Consider the following 18,796-nt stretch of genomic DNA (forward strand, 5'->3'; position numbering starts at 1 on the left):
AGGCGTCGCTGCTCCTGCGGGAGAGCTAAACCTGCCATTCAGATTGAAACGACATCGCAATTCCTAGGGGCGTTGTTTCGTTAAGTCAGCGACCGACGAGCGTATGAAACGCCCGATATGGATGCATGATGACCAAATCACCGATCCCTTTGCATGTGGATGACCTAACCGGGTTCGCGCGTGCTTTGAACCACCAATTGGGTGAGGCCAGCCCGCCTCATCTCAGCCTGATGAATATGCTGGCCCGCGCGGCCGGATTTCAGAACCTGCAGCATATGCGGGCCGCCAACGCGGCCAAGCGGCGTATCGAAACACGACCCGATGCAGAGCCGCTGGATATGCGAACGGTCGAGCGGGCGTTCATTCAATTCGACGCCGCAGGGTATCTGAAACGATGGCCGTCCAGACGTGCTGTGCAGACCCTTGCCCTATGGGCCTTATGGGCCAGCATCCCTGCCGGCATCAGCCTGACGGAGACCGAGGTCAATGAACGGCTTGGGCAAGAGCACCTGTTCGATGACCCGGCGACGTTGCGGCGCACTATGATCTCCTGTGGGCTGCTGACGCGACAAATCGACGGTAGTGACTATCGCCGGATTGAGCAGGCCCCACCGCCAGAAGCGCAGGCCGTTATCCGCGAGGTTACTTTGCGGCGACGCAACCGGGCAGCGGTCGGTGCCGCATAGCGTCGCAGCAAAGAAAGCCCCGTGACTAGCACGGGGCTTTATCATGTTTCATGGCCGTTGATCTCAGCTGGTCTCAGTCGCCGGATCAGGATCACGTTTGCTGCCCTTTAGCCATTCGCGCAGGCTCTGCATCAGGGCATACAGCACCGGCACAAGGATCACGCCGACCAGAGTGGCTGCCAGCATGCCCCCAAACACGGCAACACCGATGGCTTTCTGGCTTGCGGCACCAGCCCCATTGGCCGCCAGCAGCGGAACAACCCCAAGCAGGAAGGACAGCGCCGTCATCATCACCGCGCGGAAACGCTGATAGGCGGCCTCGGCTGCGGCGTCCTTGATCGACAGACCTTTGGCGCGCTGCTCCATGGCGAATTCCACGATCAAAATCCCGTTCTTCGAGGCCAGACCCACCAACATGATCATCCCGATCTGGGTATAGAGGTTGATATCACTGCCCACGATGGCCACGGCGGCCACCGCCCCGAAGAGGGCAACGATCACCGATAGTAGGATCGACACGGGCATCGACCAACTCTCATACTGGCCGACAAGGAACAGGTAGCCAAACAGGATGGCCAGCCCAAGGATGATGATCACCAGACTGCCCGAGGCCAATTGCTGCTGTGCCGTCCCGGTCCATTCGAAGGCATAGCCGGGGGGCAGGGCGGTGGCGGATTCCTCAGTCATCACGCTGATTGCGTCGCCGCTGGACAGCCCTGGTGCGGGCACGGCCGTGACCGTGGCCGAGCGGAACAGGTTATGCCGTTTCAACAGAACCGGGCCCAGCACGTTTTCCACATCGATCAGCGTGCCCAGTGGTACCATCTCGCCTTGTTGAGAACGCACGTAGAGGTTCGAGATATCTTCGACATTGTCCCGATAGGTCCCATCTGCCTGGATCATCACCCGATAGACCCGGCCAAACAGGTTGAAGTCGTTCACATAGTACGATCCCAGCTGCGCCTGCATGGTCTGGAAGATCTCAGCCACTGAAACCTGCAGGGTCTTGGCCTTTTCCCGATCCAGATCGACAAACAATTGCGGAACGTTGGCGCGGAAGGTCGTGTAGGCTTGGCCGATTTCTGGCCGTTGATTTGCCGCGTAGACAAAGGACCCTACGGCCGAGGCCAAATCCTGCGGCGTACCACCTCCGGTTTGCTGCACCTCCATCTCAACCCCGGCGGACATGCCGAGGCCCTGAATGGGGGGCGGATTGAACGCCAGGACCGAGGCCGCGGATTCGCCATTCGCAATCGCCAATATCTTGGCGAGAATGGCATCAGCACTCAGATCATCCTCTTGCCGGTCATTCCAGTTGTCCAGGTTGACGAAAATCGCAGCGCCGTTGGTGGTGGTGCCGTTGAGCAATGAAAAACCGTTCACCAGAACCGTACTGGCAACACCGGGTATCTCGCGTATCTGATCGTCCAGACGCGCGGTCACCGTCTCTGTCCGCTCCAGCGTGGCCGCGTCGGGCAGTTGAACATCAACGAACAGATAACCGTTATCCTCAAGCGGGATGAAACCGCTGGAGGTGTTGGACATGATCGTTCCGGTTCCCATCGCAAGCGCTACGATCACGCCCAGGGCAACAATCGGCAAGATCAGCAGCTTGCGCACGATCAAGACATAGCCGTTCCGCACTGTTCCGATGAGCCTTTCGAACAGAGCCAGCACACCTCTGGGAGGGCCGGAACGCGCCCTCAGAACCAACCCGCACAGTGCTGGCGATAAGGTCAATGCGTTGATGGAGGAGATCACAACAGCGGTCGAAATGGTCACCGCAAATTGCGAATATAACTGGCCTGAAATGCCGGGCATGAAGGTCACGGGCACAAACACCGCCAGCAGAACCAGTGTGGTGGCGATGACCGGGCCGGTGATCTGGCCCATGGCTTTGCGGGTGGCTTCGGCCGGGGGCAGGCCTTCGTCTGCGATGATCCGTTCGACGTTTTCCACGACCACGATGGCATCATCCACCACGATCCCGATGGCCAGCACCAAAGCGAACAGCGAGATCGTGTTCAGCGACATGCCAAAAGCCAAAAGGAAGGCAAACGTGCCGATCAGCGACACCGGGATGGCGACGGCTGGAATGATTGTTGCTCGCCAACTGCCGAGGAAAACAAACACCACCGAAATCACAAGGATGAAGGTCAGGATCAGGGTCGAGACCACATCGTTCAACGAGGCTTCGACAAAATCCGTAGTATTGAAGGGCACATCATATTCCACATCCGTTGGGAAGGAACGCGACAGCCTTTCCAACTCGGCCTGAACCCGTTCAGAGACAGCCAGCGCGTTTGCGCCGGGAGCCTGATAGATACCAATTACGGTGGCAGGAACGGACTGGAAATAGCCCGAGGCCGAATAGAACTGTGCCCCAAGCTCAACCCGCGCAATGTCACGAACACGCACGATCGACCCGGCATCGCCTGTGCGGATAACGATATCCCCGAATTCGGCAGCAGAGGTCAGGCGACCCTTGGATTTGATCGTGTACTGAAAGGTTTGCCCCTTGGGCACTGGGGGCGAACCGATTGAACCCGCCGAAACCTCGATATTCTGTTCCCGAATAGCGTTGATCACGTCCCCGGGTGTGATCGACAGGGCCGCCATCTTGTCTGGGTCCATCCAGATGCGCATTGCATATTCCAGATTGGTCAGAACATCCGCCTTGCCCACACCCTGAATCCGCGCCAGCGCGTCTTTCAGATTGATCGACGCGTAGTTCGACAGGAACACGCTGTCATAGGTCTCGTTGGGTGAGGTCAATGTCACCAGCAACAGCATGTTGGTCGATGCTTTCTGCGTGACCACGCCCGAGGATGTTACCTCGGTTGGAAGCGAAGACATGGCCTGCGCCACGCGGTTCTGCACATTGACCGAGGCGATATCCGGATCGGTGCCCACTTCGAAGGTAATATTCAATGAATAAGAACCGTTATCGGACGACGTTGACGTCATGTAGATCATGTCGTCAACACCGTTTACCTGCGCCTCAATCGGGGCAGCGACAGTGTTTTCCACCGTCTCGGCATTGGCGCCGGTATAGGTGGTGGTCACACTGACAACGGGTGGCGTGATGTCCGGGAACTGGGCGACCGGCAGAACCATATAGCCGATGCCGCCCATGATCGTTAGGACCAGCGAAATGACAAGCGCCAGCTTGGGCCGGCTGATGAAGAGGGCCGAGAACATGTGTTACTCTCCCGGCTGCTCTGAGGCCACAACCGCGTCAACCGCGACGCCCGGGCGTACCCTTTGCAAACCTTCGACGATCACGCTTTCGCCCTCACGTAGGCCGTCCAGTACAATGATCGCAGTATCGACCGTATCGCCCGTGGTGATATAACGCTGTTCCACCATTTGCTTGTCATTGACCACAAGAACAAATTCACCGCGCTGGTCGCGTTGCAGGGCCGCCTGCGGGATCAGTACTTGTAGTGTGGGCTCCAACGCCTCGATGTGAACGGTCAGGAATGCTCCGTCAAGGATCAGACGTTTGGCATTGTCGAACTCGGCACGTATTGTAATCGCGCCGGTTAGTGGGTCGATACGGTTGTCGACAAAGACGATCTCGCCTGTCTCATCCAGTTCCGTGCCGTTCGGCAGGGTCACATGGACATTCGGGCTTTGGTCACTTTCCGCAAGTGAGGCTGCGTTTTCGTTAAATTGCTCAAGGATCGAGGTGAACTGCTTTTCGTTCAGAGAGAAATTCACATAAATCGGCGCCTCGCTGACCAGATTGACCAATGCTGGGTTCGTGGGGCCAACCACATCGCCAACGCTGGTGGTCACGCGGCCGATCCGCCCGTCAAACGGGGCGTGGATTTGAGTATAGCTCAGGTCCAACTCAGCCTGTTGAATTGCAGCATTTGCGGCTTTGACCTCGGCCTCGGCAACCAATTCGTTCGCGCGGGCTGTATCGCGTTCGGATTCAGGCGTTGCGTCGCGCTTGAACAGTTCTTCCTTACGATCCAGGTCGATCTTTGCCAGTTCCAGATTGGCCTGAGCCCGGTTCAGGTCGGCTTTGCGGGCCTCAAGCGTGGCCTGATACAGGTCCGGTTCGATGGTGAACAGCAGCTCATCCTTGGTGACGAGTGCCCCGTCTTCGACATTCTGGCTTTCCAGAAATCCATTCACCCGCGCCACAATATCGACCTTGTTGATCGCTTCGGCCCGTCCGATGAACGCCGCCTCATCTGTGATCTCTTGCGTATAAGCCGCCGCGATTGACACTTTGGGGGCTGGCGCCTCGCTTTGATCCTGCGCCAGCGCAGTATAGCTGACGCCCAGACTGGCCAGGACGGCGATGGCCAAAGCCGGACCCTGATAGCGGAGGATAGAGTTCTTCAATTCAAGGGGCATGGCGGACGCCTCGTTCAAAAGGAATATGCGTCATGGCGCGAGGCCACGACGAGTCGATAGTTTTCCGGGTCAGGATGGCTCGTTTAGAGACATATCTCAAGCGCCTTGAATATCGCGGTGAGTTGGAGTGGGCCGGAAATTGTTCTGGTTGCAGGCCAACTTAGATGTGCAACAGATGTAGATATGGGTGCTGAACCCGTGGATAATCGGGATGCCGAACACAAATAAGGCGAAGGTTGGAACCTTCGCCTTAGGTCATAGAGTCGAGCGAATATGCCAGCCTATCAGTCGCGCGTTCCGGCAAAACGGGTTTGCCAATCTTCGCGTTGTTCATCCGTGATCTTGGCGAACAAAACGTCCGGAACCGTAAACTCATGTCCGGCGGGCAGGGCGTTAAGCGCTGTCTCGGCGCTTTCCGGCCAGCCTGTATCCAGGGTGTTCATGGCGCTCAGCATCCGTGCTGAAGCGTCGGGGATGAACGGCGCGCTGAGCACGGCATATAGGCGGATCAGGTTCAGGCCCAGGCGCACCTGTGCGGCGGCCTGTTCCGGGTCTTCCTTGAAGGTCGACCAAGGGGCTGCGGCTTGCAGATATTCATTTCCCGCAACCCAGATCGCGCGCAATTCCTGCGCCGATTTGCGGACCTCCATCGATTCCATATGTTCTTCGTACGCGCGGATACGGCGGGTCAGCTCGGCGATAAGCTCTTGTTCGCGAGCACCGAATTCTCCACCTTCGGGCACGACCTCGCCGAATTTCGAGCGGCAGAACTTGGTGATCCGGCTAACAAAATTGCCCAATACGTCGGCGAGGTCTTTGTTCACCGATTGCTGGAAGTTCTCCCAGGTGAACTCGCTGTCGCTGCTTTCCGGCGCATGGCTCAGCAGCCACCAGCGCCAGTAGTCGGCGGGCAGGATCTCCAGCGCCTGATCCATGAAGACGCCACGGCCTTGAGAGGTCGAGAATTGACCACCGTCATAGTTCAGATAGTTGAACGATTTCAGGTGGTCGACCAGCTTCCACGGCTCGCCCGAGCCCAGAATGGTGGCCGGGAAACTGAGCGTGTGGAAGGGGACGTTGTCTTTCCCCATGAACTGCACGTAACGCACGTCATCCGCGCCTTTGTCGGTGCGCCACCAACGCTCCCAATCGGCATCCGTCTTGCCGTTGGCGTCGGCCCATTCCTTGGCGCAGGCGATGTATTCGATCGGCGCGTCGAACCAGACATAGAAGACTTTGCCCTCCATACCCGGCCAGTCCTGATCGCCTTTCTTGACCGGCACGCCCCAGTCCAGATCGCGGGTGATGCCGCGATCCTGCAGGCCGTCGCCGTCATGCAGCCATTTCTTGGCAATGGATGTGGTCAGGATCGGCCAATCGGTCTTGCTGTCGATCCACGCATCCAGCTGATCCTTCATCGCCGATTGGCGCAGATAGAGGTGCTTGGTTTCACGCACCTCAAGATCGGTCGAGCCGCTGATCGCGCTGCGTGGCTCGATCAGGTCGGTCGGGTCCAACTGCTTGGTGCAGTTTTCACACTGGTCACCGCGCGCACGGTCGTAGCCGCAATTGGGGCAGGTGCCCTCGATATACCGGTCCGGCAGGAACCGTCCATCGGCGTTCGAGTAGACTTGTTTCTCGCTGACTTCACGGATCAGACCGGCCTCATCCAATTTGCCCGCGAAATGCTGCGTCAGATGCCGGTTCTGTTCGCTGGAGGACCGGCCAAAGTGATCAAAGCTTAGCCCAAAGCGTTTGGCAATATCGGCCTGAACCGCATACATATCGGCGCAATATTCGGCCACCGGCTTGCCTGCTTTGGCGGCAGCCAACTCAGCAGGCGTGCCGTGCTCGTCGGTGGCGCAGAGGAACATGACCTCTTTCCCCCGGCCACGCTGGTAGCGTGCGTAAAGATCGGCAGGCAATTGCGAGCCGATCAGGTTGCCGAGGTGTTTGATCCCGTTGATGTAGGGGATCGCCGAGGTAATAAGAATCCGGGCCATTTTGCGTTTCCACGTATCTGTCTGCGCGCCCGTCTACCTTATGTGATCGGCCAGAAAAACCCCGGCTTTCATCTGGATGACATTTTCGGTGCCACGATATGGAAAAAACAGGTTGACCAAAGGTCACCGATTGCCGAAGTGTCGCGCGCCAAATGACCCATAGGTTGTAGTATTGAATCACAACCTCTTGAATTTCGACAATGAACTCCCATCTTTTGGGTATACCAAAGTATACAATAACGAGGGCTATTTCCTTATGTTCGACTTTTTGCTCGAGGGTGCTTTTGCGCCCTTTACCCTAGCGCTTGCATTGCTGTTCGGCCTTCTGGCGCTTGAACTGATCGCTTTGCTGCTGGGGGCTAGCCTGATGGCGGGCGAAGGCGATCTTGATTTGGATATGGCAGACGGGCCGGATCTGGATGTCGGCAGTTTTGACCTCGACATCGATGCGGATGTCGATCTGGGCGATTTTGAACTGGCGGATGTCGAACCTGACGCGCCCACGGTCGCCTCAGCTGGCCCTTTGGCCTGGCTAGGCATCGGCAGGGTACCGGTCATGATCTGGCTTGTTGTTCTGTTGGCCGGGTTCGGCCTGTCAGGCATTGGCCTGCAGCTTGCACTGCGCGATCTGCTGGGCTTTGACCTGCCGGGCTGGATGGCTGCCTTACCTGCTGGAGCCTTTGGTCTTTGGTTTGCACGCGGCTTTGGGGGCGTCTTTGCGCGCTTTCTGCCCAAGACCGAGACCGAGGCGATGTCCGAGCGGATGCTGGCCCGTCGCCGTGGCTTCATCTCGCAAGGCACCGCATCGCGCGGACGTCCGGCCGAAGTGCGCGTGATGGATCGCTTTGGCAATGCGCACTACCTGCGGGCCGAACCGCTGCAAGACAGCGACACGCTGGAACAGGGCACCGAAGTGCTGGTGCTGCGCGACCGACGGCAAGACCGGTTCGTTCTGGTCGGCCTTTCGAACTAACAAAAATTTAACCCCAAATCGGAGGATTTTGCATGGAACTTACTTTCCTGATCACCACAGTTGCGACCATTTTGGCGGTCGTTCTGTTCATCGGCCTTGTGTTGGGCCGACTTTACAAACGCGCGACCCGCGAAGTCAGCCTGGTGAAAACCGGGGCAGGCGGCAAGAAGGTCATCATGGATGGCGGCGTCATCATCGTGCCCTTGCTGCACGAGGTCAGCCCGGTCAACATGAAGACCCTGCGCCTTGAAGTGCAACGCAGCGGTGAGGCTGCTTTGATCACCAAAGACCGTATGCGGGTTGATGTGGGTGTCGAGTTCTACGTCTCGGTTATGGCCACCGAAGAAGGGATCGCACGCGCTGCGCAGACCTTGGGTGACCGGACTTTTGATGTCGAACAGCTGCGCGAGATGATCGAAGGCAAGCTGATCGACGGTTTGCGCGCCGTGGCGGCGCAAATGACCATGGACGGTTTGCATGAAAATCGTGCCGACTTTGTTCAAGAGGTGCAGAATGCAGTGTCCGAGGACCTGTTGAAGAACGGTTTGTCGCTTGAATCCGTCTCTCTGACTGCGCTGGACCAGACGCCCTTTGAGGCGCTGGACGAAAACAACGCCTTTAACGCTGTGGGTATGCGCAAGCTGGCCGAGGTGATTGCGACCTCAAAGAAAGAGCGCGCGCAGATCGATGCCGAGGCCGAGGTTGAGGTGCGCCGTGCCGCGATGGAAGCCCAGCGTCAGAAGCTGTTGATCGAAAAGGATGAAGAACAAGCGCGGATCGAGCAGACGCAGCAGGTTGAAACCCTGCGCGTGGCGCAAGAGGCTGAGATTGCAGCGCGGACCGAGGACTCGGTGCGGGAAACCGAACGCGCCCGGATTGCGCGGGAAGAGGCCATCCGCTCAGCCGAAATCGAACGCGAGCGCAAGATCCGCGATGCGGAGATCGCCAAAGAGCGTGAGATTGAAGTGGCCGAACAGGAACGCCAGATCATCATCGCGCAGAAATCCGAAGAGGAAAGCCGCGCGCGTGCATCGGCTGACCTGGCCCGGGCCGAGGCAACCAAGGCGACCGAAGCCGTTGCAACAGCACGCGAGGTGGCCGAGGCCGAGCGTCAGAAGCAAATCGTTCTGATTGAAGCCACCCGTGAAGCGGAACGTCAGGCCACCGCGATCCGTCTGTCTGCGCAGGCCGAGAAAGAGGCCGCCGCTGACCGTGCCGAAGCGCGCCGCGAAGAAGCGCAGGCCGAAGCGGATGCGCTGAACATCCGGGCCGAAGCCAAGAAGAACGACATGTTGGCCGAGGCGGAAGGTAAGCGCGCGATTGTTGAGGCTGACAATGCTCTGTCCGCAGCGCAAATCCGCATGAAGGTCGATATGGCACGGATCGAAACCATGCCCTCGATCATCTCGGAAATGGTCAAGCCTGCGGAAAAGATCGACTCGATCAAGATCCATCAGGTTGGTGGTATCGGTGCGGGCGCGCCTAGTGGGGCAGCTAGCACCGACAAGCCGGTGGTCAATCAGGCGCTTGACTCGATCATGGGTATGGCGGTGCAGATGCCCGCGCTCAAGAAGCTGGGTGAAGAACTTGGCCTGTCGATGGAAAACGGTGTTTCCGGTGCCGTGAACGGGGCGCTGGAGGCAACGCCAGCGATCTCATCGCCAGATAATGCCGATCTGGTCGAAGACGAAACGCTTAGCGATCAATAAACCAAATGGGCCGGGATTTCCCGGCCCTTTTTTCTTTTCAGAGCGCTACTTCCAGAAATTGTTTGCATGCGAGACGGTTTGAAAGTTGACGGCAACAACGTGAGAGACACCAATCAAACTATCCGCGTTGTTTGCATATTCAGGACGCATCCGGTTGCGGGCTGCATCATCGGGTTGCGTCAGTTTGACTGCCATCCGCGATAACTTCACTGCAAGCTCATAACCTTCTTCCGGTGTTTGGGTTTTCAAACTGGGTAGCCAGGACATTTCACTCTCCATTTATATCGTGCGCGACCTAAAATGCAAAGTTGACGAAACCAGTGTTTATGTCAAGAATAATATCGTGCGCGATATAAATGGAGCTTTGAATTGGACAGCTTTGATATTCCTAAGCAGGCGGATGATCTGTTTTGTTTTGGCGTTTATACCGCGTCGCACGCAATTAACCGTGCCTACTCACCACACCTTAAGAAATTGGGTCTGACCTATCCGCAGTACATCACGCTCACCTTGCTGTGGGAGCATGATGGACAAAAGATCAATACGCTTGCCCAGAAACTCGGGATGGAGACCAGCACGCTGACACCGTTGGTCAAGCGACTGGAGAACCTGGGCCACGTAACTCGGTCGCGCAGTCAAGCTGACGGACGTGCGGTGGAGGTTTTTGTGACCGAGCAGGGTTTGGCTCTCAAGCACAAAGCGCCAGAAATCACCTCTTGCATGATTGAGCAAACAGGGCTGGACAAATCGGAACTGCAAAAACTGCAAACGCTGCTATTTCGACTGAGAGACGGATTGAATGGTGGCCGATGAGATGCCAATCGAGCTTACTCTTTCCCCTCGCGCGATCGTTTTAACAGACCTCCGATTGTGAACGAGGTGCGCGGGGCATAGACGTAGTTGGTCCGCGCATCAGGTGTTGGGCGAGACCGCATGCGGGCCAAACCAAACCCGATTAGCCCCAGATGTCCAACGGCCACAAAGGCGAACAAAGCGCCTGGGCCGAATTGTTCGATCAATGTCGAAGACACATAGGGCGAGGCGATTGCGCCCAGCGCGTACCAGAACATCAGGGCCGCAGACAGTTCGACCCGTTGTTCGGTGGTGGCAAAATCATTGGCATGGGCGGACGATAGCGAGAAAATAGGGAAGGTGGTCAGACCAAAGAAACCAGCCGCCAGCATCACGCCCAGTGTTCCCGCCCCGCTGGCGGCCATTGTGACCCCACAGCTGAGCACCGCGGCAGCGGAAAGCCAGATCAGGACCCAACGCCGGTCGTACTTGTCAGCCAGCCAGCCAAGCGGATATTGGGCCAGTGCACCGCCCAAAACGAAGGAGGCGAGGAAAAAGGCGATCTGATCCAAGCTCAAACCCACCTCTTGACCATAGACCGGGCCGACCATCCGGAAGGATGCAGAGCTCAGCGCCGAAACGATCACGCCAGCAACGGCCAGCGGTGAACAGGCCCAAGCCAGTTTGGGCCTCAGCCGTGGGGCGCTGGGGGTCTGAGGTTGGCTGGCCCGTGTTAATGTCAACGGCAGCAGCGATGCACAGCACAGGATCGCCAGCAGGTTATACGAAACATAAGATGCAGGCGGCAAAACCGCGATGATCAACTGCGCGCTGAGCGAGGCCCCCAGATCCGCGATGCGATAGGTTCCCATCGCCCGCCCGCGCGTTTCGTTCGTGACCTTGGCGTTCAGCCAGGCCTCGATGACTGTATAGCACCCGGCCACGCAGGTGCCTGACGCGATCCGCAACGCGGCCCAGACATAGGGGTTTTCGGTCAGGGTATGCCCGATCAAGCCCATCGCGCCCAGGGCCGTGCACACTGCAAACGCGCGCGAATGCCCGACGCTGCCCATCAGGCGTGGCGCCCACCAGCAACCGATGAAGAAACCGATGAAATGCGCCGACCCCAGCAGACCGATCTGTTCGGTCGTGAAGTTCAGCGTGATGCCCGAGATCGCATCCAGTGGCCCAACGCCACCTGTCGACAGTTGCAACAGAATGACGGACAGGAAGAGGGCGGCAAAGGAAATGATCGTGCGCATAATGAGACCACGCTCTACCGGTCTTGCAGAACTTGCGCACGTTTTATCGACGCCTAGGTGTCGTTTTTTGCGAATTCTCGGATTAGTTCAGGCGTGTGATCTGCGCCATGATGTTAAGGCCAACCGTCTCATCGACCAGATCGGGATAGCCGGAGGCCCCATATGCATGACGGTCCAGCGCACCAGTCAGCTGGATCGACAGGGCATCAAGATCATCCGCAGCGCTGCCGGGCGCACGATAAAGCGCTGCATTAAGGGTCACCGGCCGGGTAATGCCGCGTACGGTCAGGTCGCCTTTGATCGAGGCCCCATCCGAGATGCGCCCGCCTGGACCAAGCTGGATTTTGGTCGAGGTGAAGCGAATGGTCGGATGCGCATCAGCATTGAGCACGCTTTCGCCCAACATGGGTCCGCGCGCAAAGGGCAAACGTGTTCGCGCGGCGGCTACATTCAGGATGACATCTACCTTGCTGTTTTGCAGGCGTTTTGTATCCAGCTGAATGTTGGCAGATTGGATCGGCATGGTGCCCGATTGCGCCACTCCGGACAGATCAAAGGTGAACCCGACCGATGTGCCCTTAGGCGCAAGCGCATAGGGGATCATCACGGATTGTGCCGCCCCCAAGCTGGGCCATAGTGCCAATCCAGCTACGAAACTGCGTCTGGTCATTCTGGTCATGCCGATCCCTTTCGCCTGTGTTGCCCATGCCGGATGTGGTCTGATCCGCCCCTGTGCTGATATCTGCTGTCCTGACGCTAGAACGCAGGACGTAATGATTGGTTAACACGCGAGCTTGCAGTCTTATTCGCTCCGGCCTCAAATCAATTGCCGTGGGTGGTTCGCCGGCAACAATCGATGAGCGCGCTTATTTGTTGGAAACGCTAGGGCGATCGCCTTGGCCCGGCCAATCACATCTTGCGTGAACGGTCTTCGTCGCTTCTCGCAGGTTGCAGATGCATCTGTGCGCGAGGGGCTGCCATAGTGGCCTGCCAACTCGCTGGGGGCAGGGCGCGGGCGCGGCGGCGGGTCAGGATCCAGCGGTTCGCCTCATCCCGATGTGCAGCGGCCATGTGCCAACGCGTTTCGACCCCCTGCGCACCACCGTCGCCGGGGGTCAGCAACAGACCCAGCGGGGGCTGCCCTATATCACCCTGTTCCGCTGCCAGATGCAGCCGCCGCACCGGTGTCAGACCCGGCGCACCGGGCAGATCGCAGATGACCAGCGGAACGGCTCGGCTACGCAGGGCTTCTTCCATGCACCACAGCAGGTCCTCGGCCCGTTTGGGGCGAGCAAAGAGAAATCTTCCGGGGTCAGCAAAATCGACCATTCCGTGGGGGTTCAGCTGGCCCAGCTCCCATGCGGGATAAATCCACAAGACCGGCCCTTGGGTCTGCCCGGCAAGCCACATGGCGAAGCTGCGCCGGGCGGGGCCGCAGGCTTCGTGCACGCGACCCTGTTGCAGGGTGACCTCATCATGAAGTTTGACCCCCGGCGCGGGACGCGCGGGCTTGGCGCCAAGAAGCTGAGCAGACATGATATGTATATATCATGTTCTTATTTTGTTCTCAAGTTGTGAACGCGCCTAACGTGACAGGATCATCCGGCCATCGGTGAACTGAATGTTGGAAAACCGGTGCAAGTAATCCATGCCCAGCAGCGACTGGTGCAACTCTCCTTCATTGATCCAGGCCGAAACATTGCGATCGGCAATTGGACCCAGTTCGAAACTGTCCAGCCGCACAGGTGCTGTTCGAACCTCTCCATTCGCCGTGATTGCGCGCCCGAAATAATTCAGCTGATCAGGATCAATGCCCACACGCTCCGCATCCTGCGCGCTGAGCACGATTTGGCTGGCCCCGGTATCCACAAGGAACACAATGGGTTCGCCGTTCACGGTGACTGGCAGGTAATAATGCCCGTCCTGGGCACGCGGCACCTCGATCATATCGCCGGTAACCGCCATCTGTGGGGCTGGGCTGACCGAGGATCGAATATCCTCCCACAAGCCAATGACCGCGATGACCCCCACGAAGATAAAAACCCAGGCCATGACCTGTTGCAGGGTCTTGTTCAGGGATTGACGGTTCTGGGCGACAAACCACAGCAATATGGCCGCGCCAAGCACGACCAGATACACCAAACGCCCGATATCGTCGCCATTCATGCCATTGCCCTTACAGTTTATTCTGCACTCTATATGGGGATTTACGACGCAAACCCAAAGGCCTTGAGGCCATCCAGAATGAACTGAACAGACAGAGCCGCCAGCAGCATGCCCAGCAGACGGGTCAGCACATTCAAGCCCGTTTTGCCCAGAATGCGGGCGATCAGACCACCGGCTAGAAAGAACAACAGAACCACGGCCATGACAGCCAGCATTACGGCCACTGCCGCCGCAATTCCTTGAAGACCCGGATGCTGTCCGGACAACAGAATGATCGTCGCAATCGATCCCGGCCCGGCGACCAGAGGGATGGCGAGTGGAAAGACCGACGGGTCGTTATGTTCCTCTTCCTCAGCCCGATCCTCGCGCCGCTTGGTGCGGCGTTCGAACAGCATGTCCAATGCGGTCAGGAACAGCAGCGCGCCACCGGCAACCTTGAACGCCTCCATCGAGATGCCGACAAAGCCCAGAACCGCCTCTCCGAAGGCGGCGAAGGCAATCAGAATGCCGGTTGCAACCAAACAGGTGCGATAGGCCGTGCGCCGCCTTGCGCGCGCGTCCATATCCTGTGTCATGGCGACAAAAATGGGCGCGGTGCCGAACGGGTCGATCACGACGAACAAAGTGGTGAAGGCGGTGATGAAGAAGGCAGCGTCAATCATGCGGCATTCTCCGCCTGCTCCAGTTTTTCGGCGGCCGCGACCCACAGCGCCTCGGCCTTTTGCATGGCCTCCACCACCTCGGCGAATTTGCGGTTCCAGGTTTCCAGATCATCGATCCTGTCATCTTCGTACAAGGCCGGGTCCGCGAGTTTGGCCGAGAGCTTGTCGTGCATATCTGTCAACTTCTCGATCCGGTCCTCGCACTTGCGCAGATCGGCGCGCAGGGCCAACATGGTATCCCGCGAGGGGCGCTTGGGCTGTGTTGCCTGAGGCTTTTGCTTCACCGGCTTGTCGCGGGCCAGCAGCATCGCGCGATAGGCTTCGAGGTCTTGATCAAATGGTTTGACGGTGCCGTCCGAGACCAACCAGAGCCGGTCCGCCACCAAAGACAGCAGATGCATGTCGTGGCTGACTAGAACGACCGCACCGGAATAGGCGGTCAGCGCCTCGACCAGCGCCTCGCGGCTTTCGATGTCCAGATGGTTGGTCGGTTCGTCCAGGATCAGCATATGTGGCGCGTCGATAGTGGCGATCAGAAGCGACAGGCGCGCCTTTTGACCACCCGACAGACGCCCGACTTCGGTTTCTGCCTGACCGGCGTTCAATCCGAACCCAGCCAGACGCGACCGCCACTTGCCCGGAGCCTCATCTGGGCGCAGACGGCGCAGATGATCCAGAGGCGTTTCGTCCACATAAAGCTCATCCACCTGATGCTGTGCGAAATAGCCGATGCGCAGCTTGTTGGAGCGGGCCATCTGACCTGCCATCAGGGGTAATCTGTCGGATAGCAGCTTGGACAGGGTCGATTTGCCCTGACCGTTTTTCCCCAGCAGCGCGATGCGATCATCCTGATCAATGCGCAAGTTCAGACGGCGCAGCACTTCAGTCTCGCCATAACCGGTTACGCCACCTTCGATCTGGATGATCGGGGGCGAAAGCTCCTCGGGTTTTGGGAAAGAGAACGCGCGCAACGCGGCCTCTTGCGGGGTCGAGACCAACTGGATGCGTTCGATCATTTTTAGGCGGGATTGGGCCTGCACGGCCTTCGACGCTTTATAGCGAAAGCGATCCACAAAGCTTTGTAGATGGGCGATGCGGGCCTTGGCCTTGGCGTTCTCAGATTCTGCCTGTGCCAGACGTTCCGCGCGGCGTTCGGCGAATTTGTCATAAGGCACGGCGTAATAGGTGAGCTTGCGGTCTTCCAGATGCAGGATCGAGCCAACGGCCCGGTTCAACAGCCCGCGGTCGTGGCTGATGATGATGACAGTATGCGGATACTTCGCCAGATAGCTCTCCAGCCACAACGCGCCTTCAAGGTCCAGATAGTTGGTCGGTTCGTCCAAAAGCAGCAGGTCGGGCTGCGAGAACAGCACTGCCGCCAGTGCAACGCGCATTCGCCAGCCGCCAGAGAAATCGGAACACGGTTTCAACTGGTCTTCGTCATCAAAGCCAAGGCCCTTAAGGATTGACGCCGCCCGAGCCTCAGCCGACCAGGCATCGATATCGGCCAGACGGGTCTGGATATCTGCAATACGTGCCGGGTCCGTGGCGCTTTCAGCCTCGGCCATCAGCGCGCTGCGTTCTGTGTCAGCCGCCAGAACGGTGTTGATCAGGGACACATCGGATGAGGGCACTTCTTGCGCCACGCCACCAATCCGCGCGCGTTTCGGGATCGAGATGGCGCCGGATTCCAACGCTAATTCTCCGCGGATCAGTCGGAACAGAGTGGTCTTGCCGGTGCCGTTCCGACCCACCAGACCAACCTTGTGGCCATCGGGGATGGTCGCGCTGGCCCCTTCGAACAAGGGGCGGCCTTCAACGGCATAGGTGATGTCTTCGATCCGTAGCATGAGGGGGCTCTTAGCAGAGCCGTGATGCAGCCGCCAGCGGCTTGGCATGTTCAAGCGCTGGGCAATGTGTTAGCGCTGTGTCGTTTGCTTTTCTGACACGGTTTTCGACATGCGCGCGGCCCGGACGCCCCCAAATTTGATCACGCTGATCTTCGCCACCGCACTTTCCGTGTTGTCGCTGAATATGTTCCTGCCCTCGCTAGCGCATATGAGCGACGACTTCGCGGTCGACTATGGCCTCGTGAACTTGTCAGTGGCAGGATATCTGGCCGTCTCGGCGGTGCTGCAACTGATCATGGGGCCGCTGTCAGATCGGTTTGGGCGCAGGCCTGTTCTGTTGATCTGCATGACCGTCTTCGTGATCGCATCAATCGGATGCACGCTGGCCGAGTCGATCTGGGTTTTTCTGGGTTTCAGGCTGTTGCAGGCTGTCGTCGTAGCCGGGTCGGTTCTGTCCAGTGCCTCGATCCGGGATCGATATCCGCCCAACGAAGCCGCCAGCAAGCTAGGATATGTCGCGATGGCCATGGCGCTCGCGCCTATGCTGGGTCCAATGCTGGGCGGCGCGCTGGACATGCTGTTCGGCTGGCGCGCGGGGTTCGTTCTGTATTCGGTGCTTGGGGCAGGGCTGTTGGCCTTGCTATGGTTCGACATGGGAGAGACCAACACAGACCGTTCATCAACCTTGGCCGCGCAATTGAAAGAATACCCGCATTTACTTCGCGCCCGCCGATTTTGGGGTTATGCGCTATGTGCCGCGTTCTCGATCGGCGGGTTCTACAGCTTCATTACTGGCGCGCCCCTGGTCGCCGCTGCGTGGTTCGACCTTAGCCCGGCGATGCTGGGCTTAGGGATCGGGATCATCACAGGTGGCTTCATGGTGGGCAACTTTGTCACTGGACGTATCGCGACGCACACTCGGCTAACCACTATGATCTTATGTGGACGGATCGTGGCCTCGGTTGGTCCGTTCTTCGGTTTGTTGTTGTTTGTAGGTGGACACGGCTCGGTCTGGGTGTTCTTCGGGTCGGCCATCTGTGTTGGATTTGGCAATGGTTTGACCAACGCCAATGCCTCGGCCGGAGCGATGTCGGTACGGCCCAAACTGGCAGGCAGTGCGGCGGGGTTGTCCGGGGCGATGGTCGTCGCGCTTGGTGCCATCCTGACCTCGATGACAGGTGCATTCGTCAGCCCCGAAAATGGCCCGTATCTGGTGCTGAGCATGATGAGCGGCAGCAGTTTTGTTGGGCTGTTAGCGGTGCTTTACGTCCGCAGGTTGGACAGGATCGACCCGCTGCCCCAGGCGATCTGAGCCGTGAACCATCATAACGCTTTTCATACGCGCCGTACCATGTTACCCGGCGCGCGATGGATTTCGGCGCATACCCTGCGCCACATTGTAAGGAGAGGCCGACATGGCACTGGAACGCACATTCTCAATCATCAAACCCGATGCAACCCGCCGTAACCTGACTGGCAAGATCAATGCCAAGTTCGAAGAAGCCGGCCTGCGCATCGTGGCGCAAAAGCGCATTCACATGACCAAAGCTCAGGCGGGCAAATTCTATGATGTCCACGCCGAGCGTCCGTTCTATGACGAACTGTGTGAGTTCATGTCCTCGGCTCCGGTCGTTGTTCAGGTTCTGGAAGGCGAAGGCGCCATTGCCAAGAACCGTGAAGTCATGGGCGCAACCAACCCTGCAGATGCAGCCCCCGGCACCATCCGCGCCGAGTTCGCTGAATCGGTCGGTGAAAACTCGGTCCACGGGTCGGATGCTCCGGAAACTGCGGCTGTTGAGATCGCATATTTCTTCTCGGGTATCGAACTGGTCGGCTAAGCCACTGTTTCGTGCTGATTTCGGGCCGCTCCGTTTGGGGCGGCCTTTTTCGTTCAAACCTGTTTCAGATCACTTGCGGACACGCGCACCCCGATCGCGTTCAGGTCTGAGACCAACTGGCTTTCCGCTGCGGGTTTGGCGCTGGCTTTGATCGCGTCAAACCTTTGACGTAATTGCTTTTTCTCTTCACCTTTGCAGTCGTTCCATGGGCGACCCTGAAGGCCCATAACCAACACGTAGTAGCCGATGAAATGTGCCTTGGTTCCGGCCTGCAACAGCCGGGTGTAGGCCTCATCCGCGCCCAGTTCACGTAGATCCTGCGCGGAGTGTATCCCTGCACGGGCGCAAGCTTCTTCGAAGGCAGGGCCAAGATTTCTGATCGATGACACAGGTTCGGACATGGGTTTGGTTTAAACGTCCAACCTAGCGCTGTCACCCCAGCATTGGCGCATTCCGGTTTTGCTTGTGTTCCGACGGATCTGAA

General features: G+C 58.3%; 17 protein-coding genes. 6 read left to right on the forward strand and 11 right to left on the reverse strand.

Annotation, left to right across the window (positions count from 1 at the left end; genetic code table 11):
• The first annotated feature begins 128 nt into the window (after positions 1-128).
• Complete coding sequence (locus tag ACR0EL_RS02540) at positions 129-686, forward strand: DUF2087 domain-containing protein (RefSeq protein ID WP_480497938.1); 558 nt, start codon at positions 129-131, stop codon at positions 684-686.
• A gap of 63 nt (positions 687-749) precedes the next feature.
• Here the strand turns inward: ACR0EL_RS02540 and ACR0EL_RS02545 are convergent, their stop codons facing one another.
• The 3 genes from ACR0EL_RS02545 to metG form a co-directional block, all read right to left on the reverse strand.
• A complete protein-coding gene (locus ACR0EL_RS02545) occupies positions 750-3,887 on the reverse strand; it encodes an efflux RND transporter permease subunit (protein WP_480497940.1) in 3,138 nt (1,045 codons plus the stop codon).
• 3 nt (positions 3,888-3,890) lie between these two features.
• Positions 3,891-5,057, reverse strand: a complete 1,167-nt coding sequence (locus ACR0EL_RS02550; RefSeq protein WP_480497942.1) for an efflux RND transporter periplasmic adaptor subunit — start codon at positions 5,055-5,057, stop codon at positions 3,891-3,893.
• Positions 5,058-5,341: 284 nt separating this feature from the next.
• Entirely contained in the window at positions 5,342-7,060 is a 1,719-nt protein-coding gene (gene metG / locus ACR0EL_RS02555) for a methionine--tRNA ligase (RefSeq protein ID WP_480497944.1), read from the reverse strand.
• Positions 7,061-7,316: 256 nt separating this feature from the next.
• On the opposite strand from metG, the gene ACR0EL_RS02560 reads away from it, so the two are divergent.
• Both ACR0EL_RS02560 and ACR0EL_RS02565 read left to right on the forward strand, forming a co-directional pair.
• Positions 7,317-8,033 (forward strand): OB-fold-containig protein, encoded by a 717-nt coding sequence (locus ACR0EL_RS02560; RefSeq protein ID WP_480497946.1) that lies wholly within the window; start codon positions 7,317-7,319, stop codon positions 8,031-8,033.
• Positions 8,034-8,065: 32 nt separating this feature from the next.
• The gene (locus ACR0EL_RS02565; protein WP_480497948.1) at positions 8,066-9,742 is read left to right on the forward strand and encodes a flotillin family protein; all 1,677 of its coding nucleotides are present in this window, start codon (positions 8,066-8,068) and stop codon (positions 9,740-9,742) included.
• A gap of 45 nt (positions 9,743-9,787) precedes the next feature.
• Here ACR0EL_RS02565 and ACR0EL_RS02570 read toward each other — a convergent pair whose 3' ends face one another.
• Positions 9,788-10,009 (reverse strand): hexameric tyrosine-coordinated heme protein, encoded by a 222-nt coding sequence (locus ACR0EL_RS02570; protein ID WP_353007090.1) that lies wholly within the window; start codon positions 10,007-10,009, stop codon positions 9,788-9,790.
• 102 nt (positions 10,010-10,111) lie between these two features.
• Here ACR0EL_RS02570 and ACR0EL_RS02575 point away from each other — a divergent pair, with 102 nt between their 5' ends.
• Entirely contained in the window at positions 10,112-10,555 is a 444-nt protein-coding gene (locus tag ACR0EL_RS02575) for a MarR family winged helix-turn-helix transcriptional regulator (protein ID WP_480497951.1), read from the forward strand.
• A gap of 14 nt (positions 10,556-10,569) precedes the next feature.
• Here the strand turns inward: ACR0EL_RS02575 and ACR0EL_RS02580 are convergent, their stop codons facing one another.
• From ACR0EL_RS02580 to ACR0EL_RS02605, 6 genes are all read right to left on the reverse strand, one after another.
• Entirely contained in the window at positions 10,570-11,796 is a 1,227-nt protein-coding gene (locus ACR0EL_RS02580; protein ID WP_170530197.1) for an MFS transporter, read from the reverse strand.
• An 82-nt stretch (positions 11,797-11,878) separates the two neighbouring features.
• The gene (locus ACR0EL_RS02585; RefSeq protein ID WP_480497953.1) at positions 11,879-12,475 is read right to left on the reverse strand and encodes a YceI family protein; all 597 of its coding nucleotides are present in this window, start codon (positions 12,473-12,475) and stop codon (positions 11,879-11,881) included.
• A gap of 230 nt (positions 12,476-12,705) precedes the next feature.
• Positions 12,706-13,332: an ImuA family protein gene (locus tag ACR0EL_RS02590; RefSeq protein WP_480497955.1), complete on the reverse strand. Its 627-nt coding sequence runs from the start codon at positions 13,330-13,332 to the stop codon at positions 12,706-12,708.
• Positions 13,333-13,380: 48 nt separating this feature from the next.
• Positions 13,381-13,962 (reverse strand): TIGR02281 family clan AA aspartic protease, encoded by a 582-nt coding sequence (locus ACR0EL_RS02595; RefSeq protein WP_170530191.1) that lies wholly within the window; start codon positions 13,960-13,962, stop codon positions 13,381-13,383.
• 41 nt (positions 13,963-14,003) lie between these two features.
• A complete protein-coding gene (locus ACR0EL_RS02600) occupies positions 14,004-14,624 on the reverse strand; it encodes a MarC family protein (protein WP_170530189.1) in 621 nt (206 codons plus the stop codon).
• Positions 14,621-16,474, reverse strand: coding sequence for an ABC-F family ATP-binding cassette domain-containing protein (locus ACR0EL_RS02605; protein WP_480497957.1), 1,854 nt, complete (start codon positions 16,472-16,474; stop codon positions 14,621-14,623). The genes ACR0EL_RS02600 and ACR0EL_RS02605 overlap by 4 nt, the downstream gene beginning before the upstream one ends.
• 109 nt (positions 16,475-16,583) lie before the next feature.
• On the opposite strand from ACR0EL_RS02605, the gene ACR0EL_RS02610 reads away from it, so the two are divergent.
• Positions 16,584-17,786, forward strand: coding sequence for a multidrug effflux MFS transporter (locus ACR0EL_RS02610; RefSeq protein ID WP_480497959.1), 1,203 nt, complete (start codon positions 16,584-16,586; stop codon positions 17,784-17,786).
• 103 nt (positions 17,787-17,889) lie between these two features.
• Positions 17,890-18,312, forward strand: coding sequence for a nucleoside-diphosphate kinase (gene ndk, locus ACR0EL_RS02615; protein WP_008757405.1), 423 nt, complete (start codon positions 17,890-17,892; stop codon positions 18,310-18,312).
• Between the two features lie 53 nt (positions 18,313-18,365).
• Here ndk and ACR0EL_RS02620 read toward each other — a convergent pair whose 3' ends face one another.
• A complete protein-coding gene (locus tag ACR0EL_RS02620) occupies positions 18,366-18,713 on the reverse strand; it encodes a TfoX/Sxy family protein (RefSeq protein ID WP_480497961.1) in 348 nt (115 codons plus the stop codon).
• Positions 18,714-18,796 lie beyond the last annotated feature (83 nt).

The sequence above is a fragment of the Ruegeria sp. AH12 genome, assembly GCF_056541465.1.

Coding starts and splice junctions, on each gene's coding strand:
- ACR0EL_RS02540 (WP_480497938.1), top strand. CDS start 129: ATGACCAAATCACCGATCCCTTTGCATGTGGATGACCTAACCGGGTTC.
- ACR0EL_RS02545 (WP_480497940.1), bottom strand. CDS start 3,887: ATGTTCTCGGCCCTCTTCATCAGCCGGCCCAAGCTGGCGCTTGTCATT.
- ACR0EL_RS02550 (WP_480497942.1), bottom strand. CDS start 5,057: ATGCCCCTTGAATTGAAGAACTCTATCCTCCGCTATCAGGGTCCGGCT.
- metG (WP_480497944.1), bottom strand. CDS start 7,060: ATGGCCCGGATTCTTATTACCTCGGCGATCCCCTACATCAACGGGATC.
- ACR0EL_RS02560 (WP_480497946.1), top strand. CDS start 7,317: ATGTTCGACTTTTTGCTCGAGGGTGCTTTTGCGCCCTTTACCCTAGCG.
- ACR0EL_RS02565 (WP_480497948.1), top strand. CDS start 8,066: ATGGAACTTACTTTCCTGATCACCACAGTTGCGACCATTTTGGCGGTC.
- ACR0EL_RS02570 (WP_353007090.1), bottom strand. CDS start 10,009: ATGTCCTGGCTACCCAGTTTGAAAACCCAAACACCGGAAGAAGGTTAT.
- ACR0EL_RS02580 (WP_170530197.1), bottom strand. CDS start 11,796: ATGCGCACGATCATTTCCTTTGCCGCCCTCTTCCTGTCCGTCATTCTG.
- ACR0EL_RS02585 (WP_480497953.1), bottom strand. CDS start 12,475: ATGACCAGAATGACCAGACGCAGTTTCGTAGCTGGATTGGCACTATGG.
- ACR0EL_RS02590 (WP_480497955.1), bottom strand. CDS start 13,332: ATGTCTGCTCAGCTTCTTGGCGCCAAGCCCGCGCGTCCCGCGCCGGGG.
- ACR0EL_RS02595 (WP_170530191.1), bottom strand. CDS start 13,962: ATGAATGGCGACGATATCGGGCGTTTGGTGTATCTGGTCGTGCTTGGC.
- ACR0EL_RS02600 (WP_170530189.1), bottom strand. CDS start 14,624: ATGATTGACGCTGCCTTCTTCATCACCGCCTTCACCACTTTGTTCGTC.
- ACR0EL_RS02605 (WP_480497957.1), bottom strand. CDS start 16,474: ATGCTACGGATCGAAGACATCACCTATGCCGTTGAAGGCCGCCCCTTG.
- ACR0EL_RS02610 (WP_480497959.1), top strand. CDS start 16,584: ATGCGCGCGGCCCGGACGCCCCCAAATTTGATCACGCTGATCTTCGCC.
- ndk (WP_008757405.1), top strand. CDS start 17,890: ATGGCACTGGAACGCACATTCTCAATCATCAAACCCGATGCAACCCGC.
- ACR0EL_RS02620 (WP_480497961.1), bottom strand. CDS start 18,713: ATGTCCGAACCTGTGTCATCGATCAGAAATCTTGGCCCTGCCTTCGAA.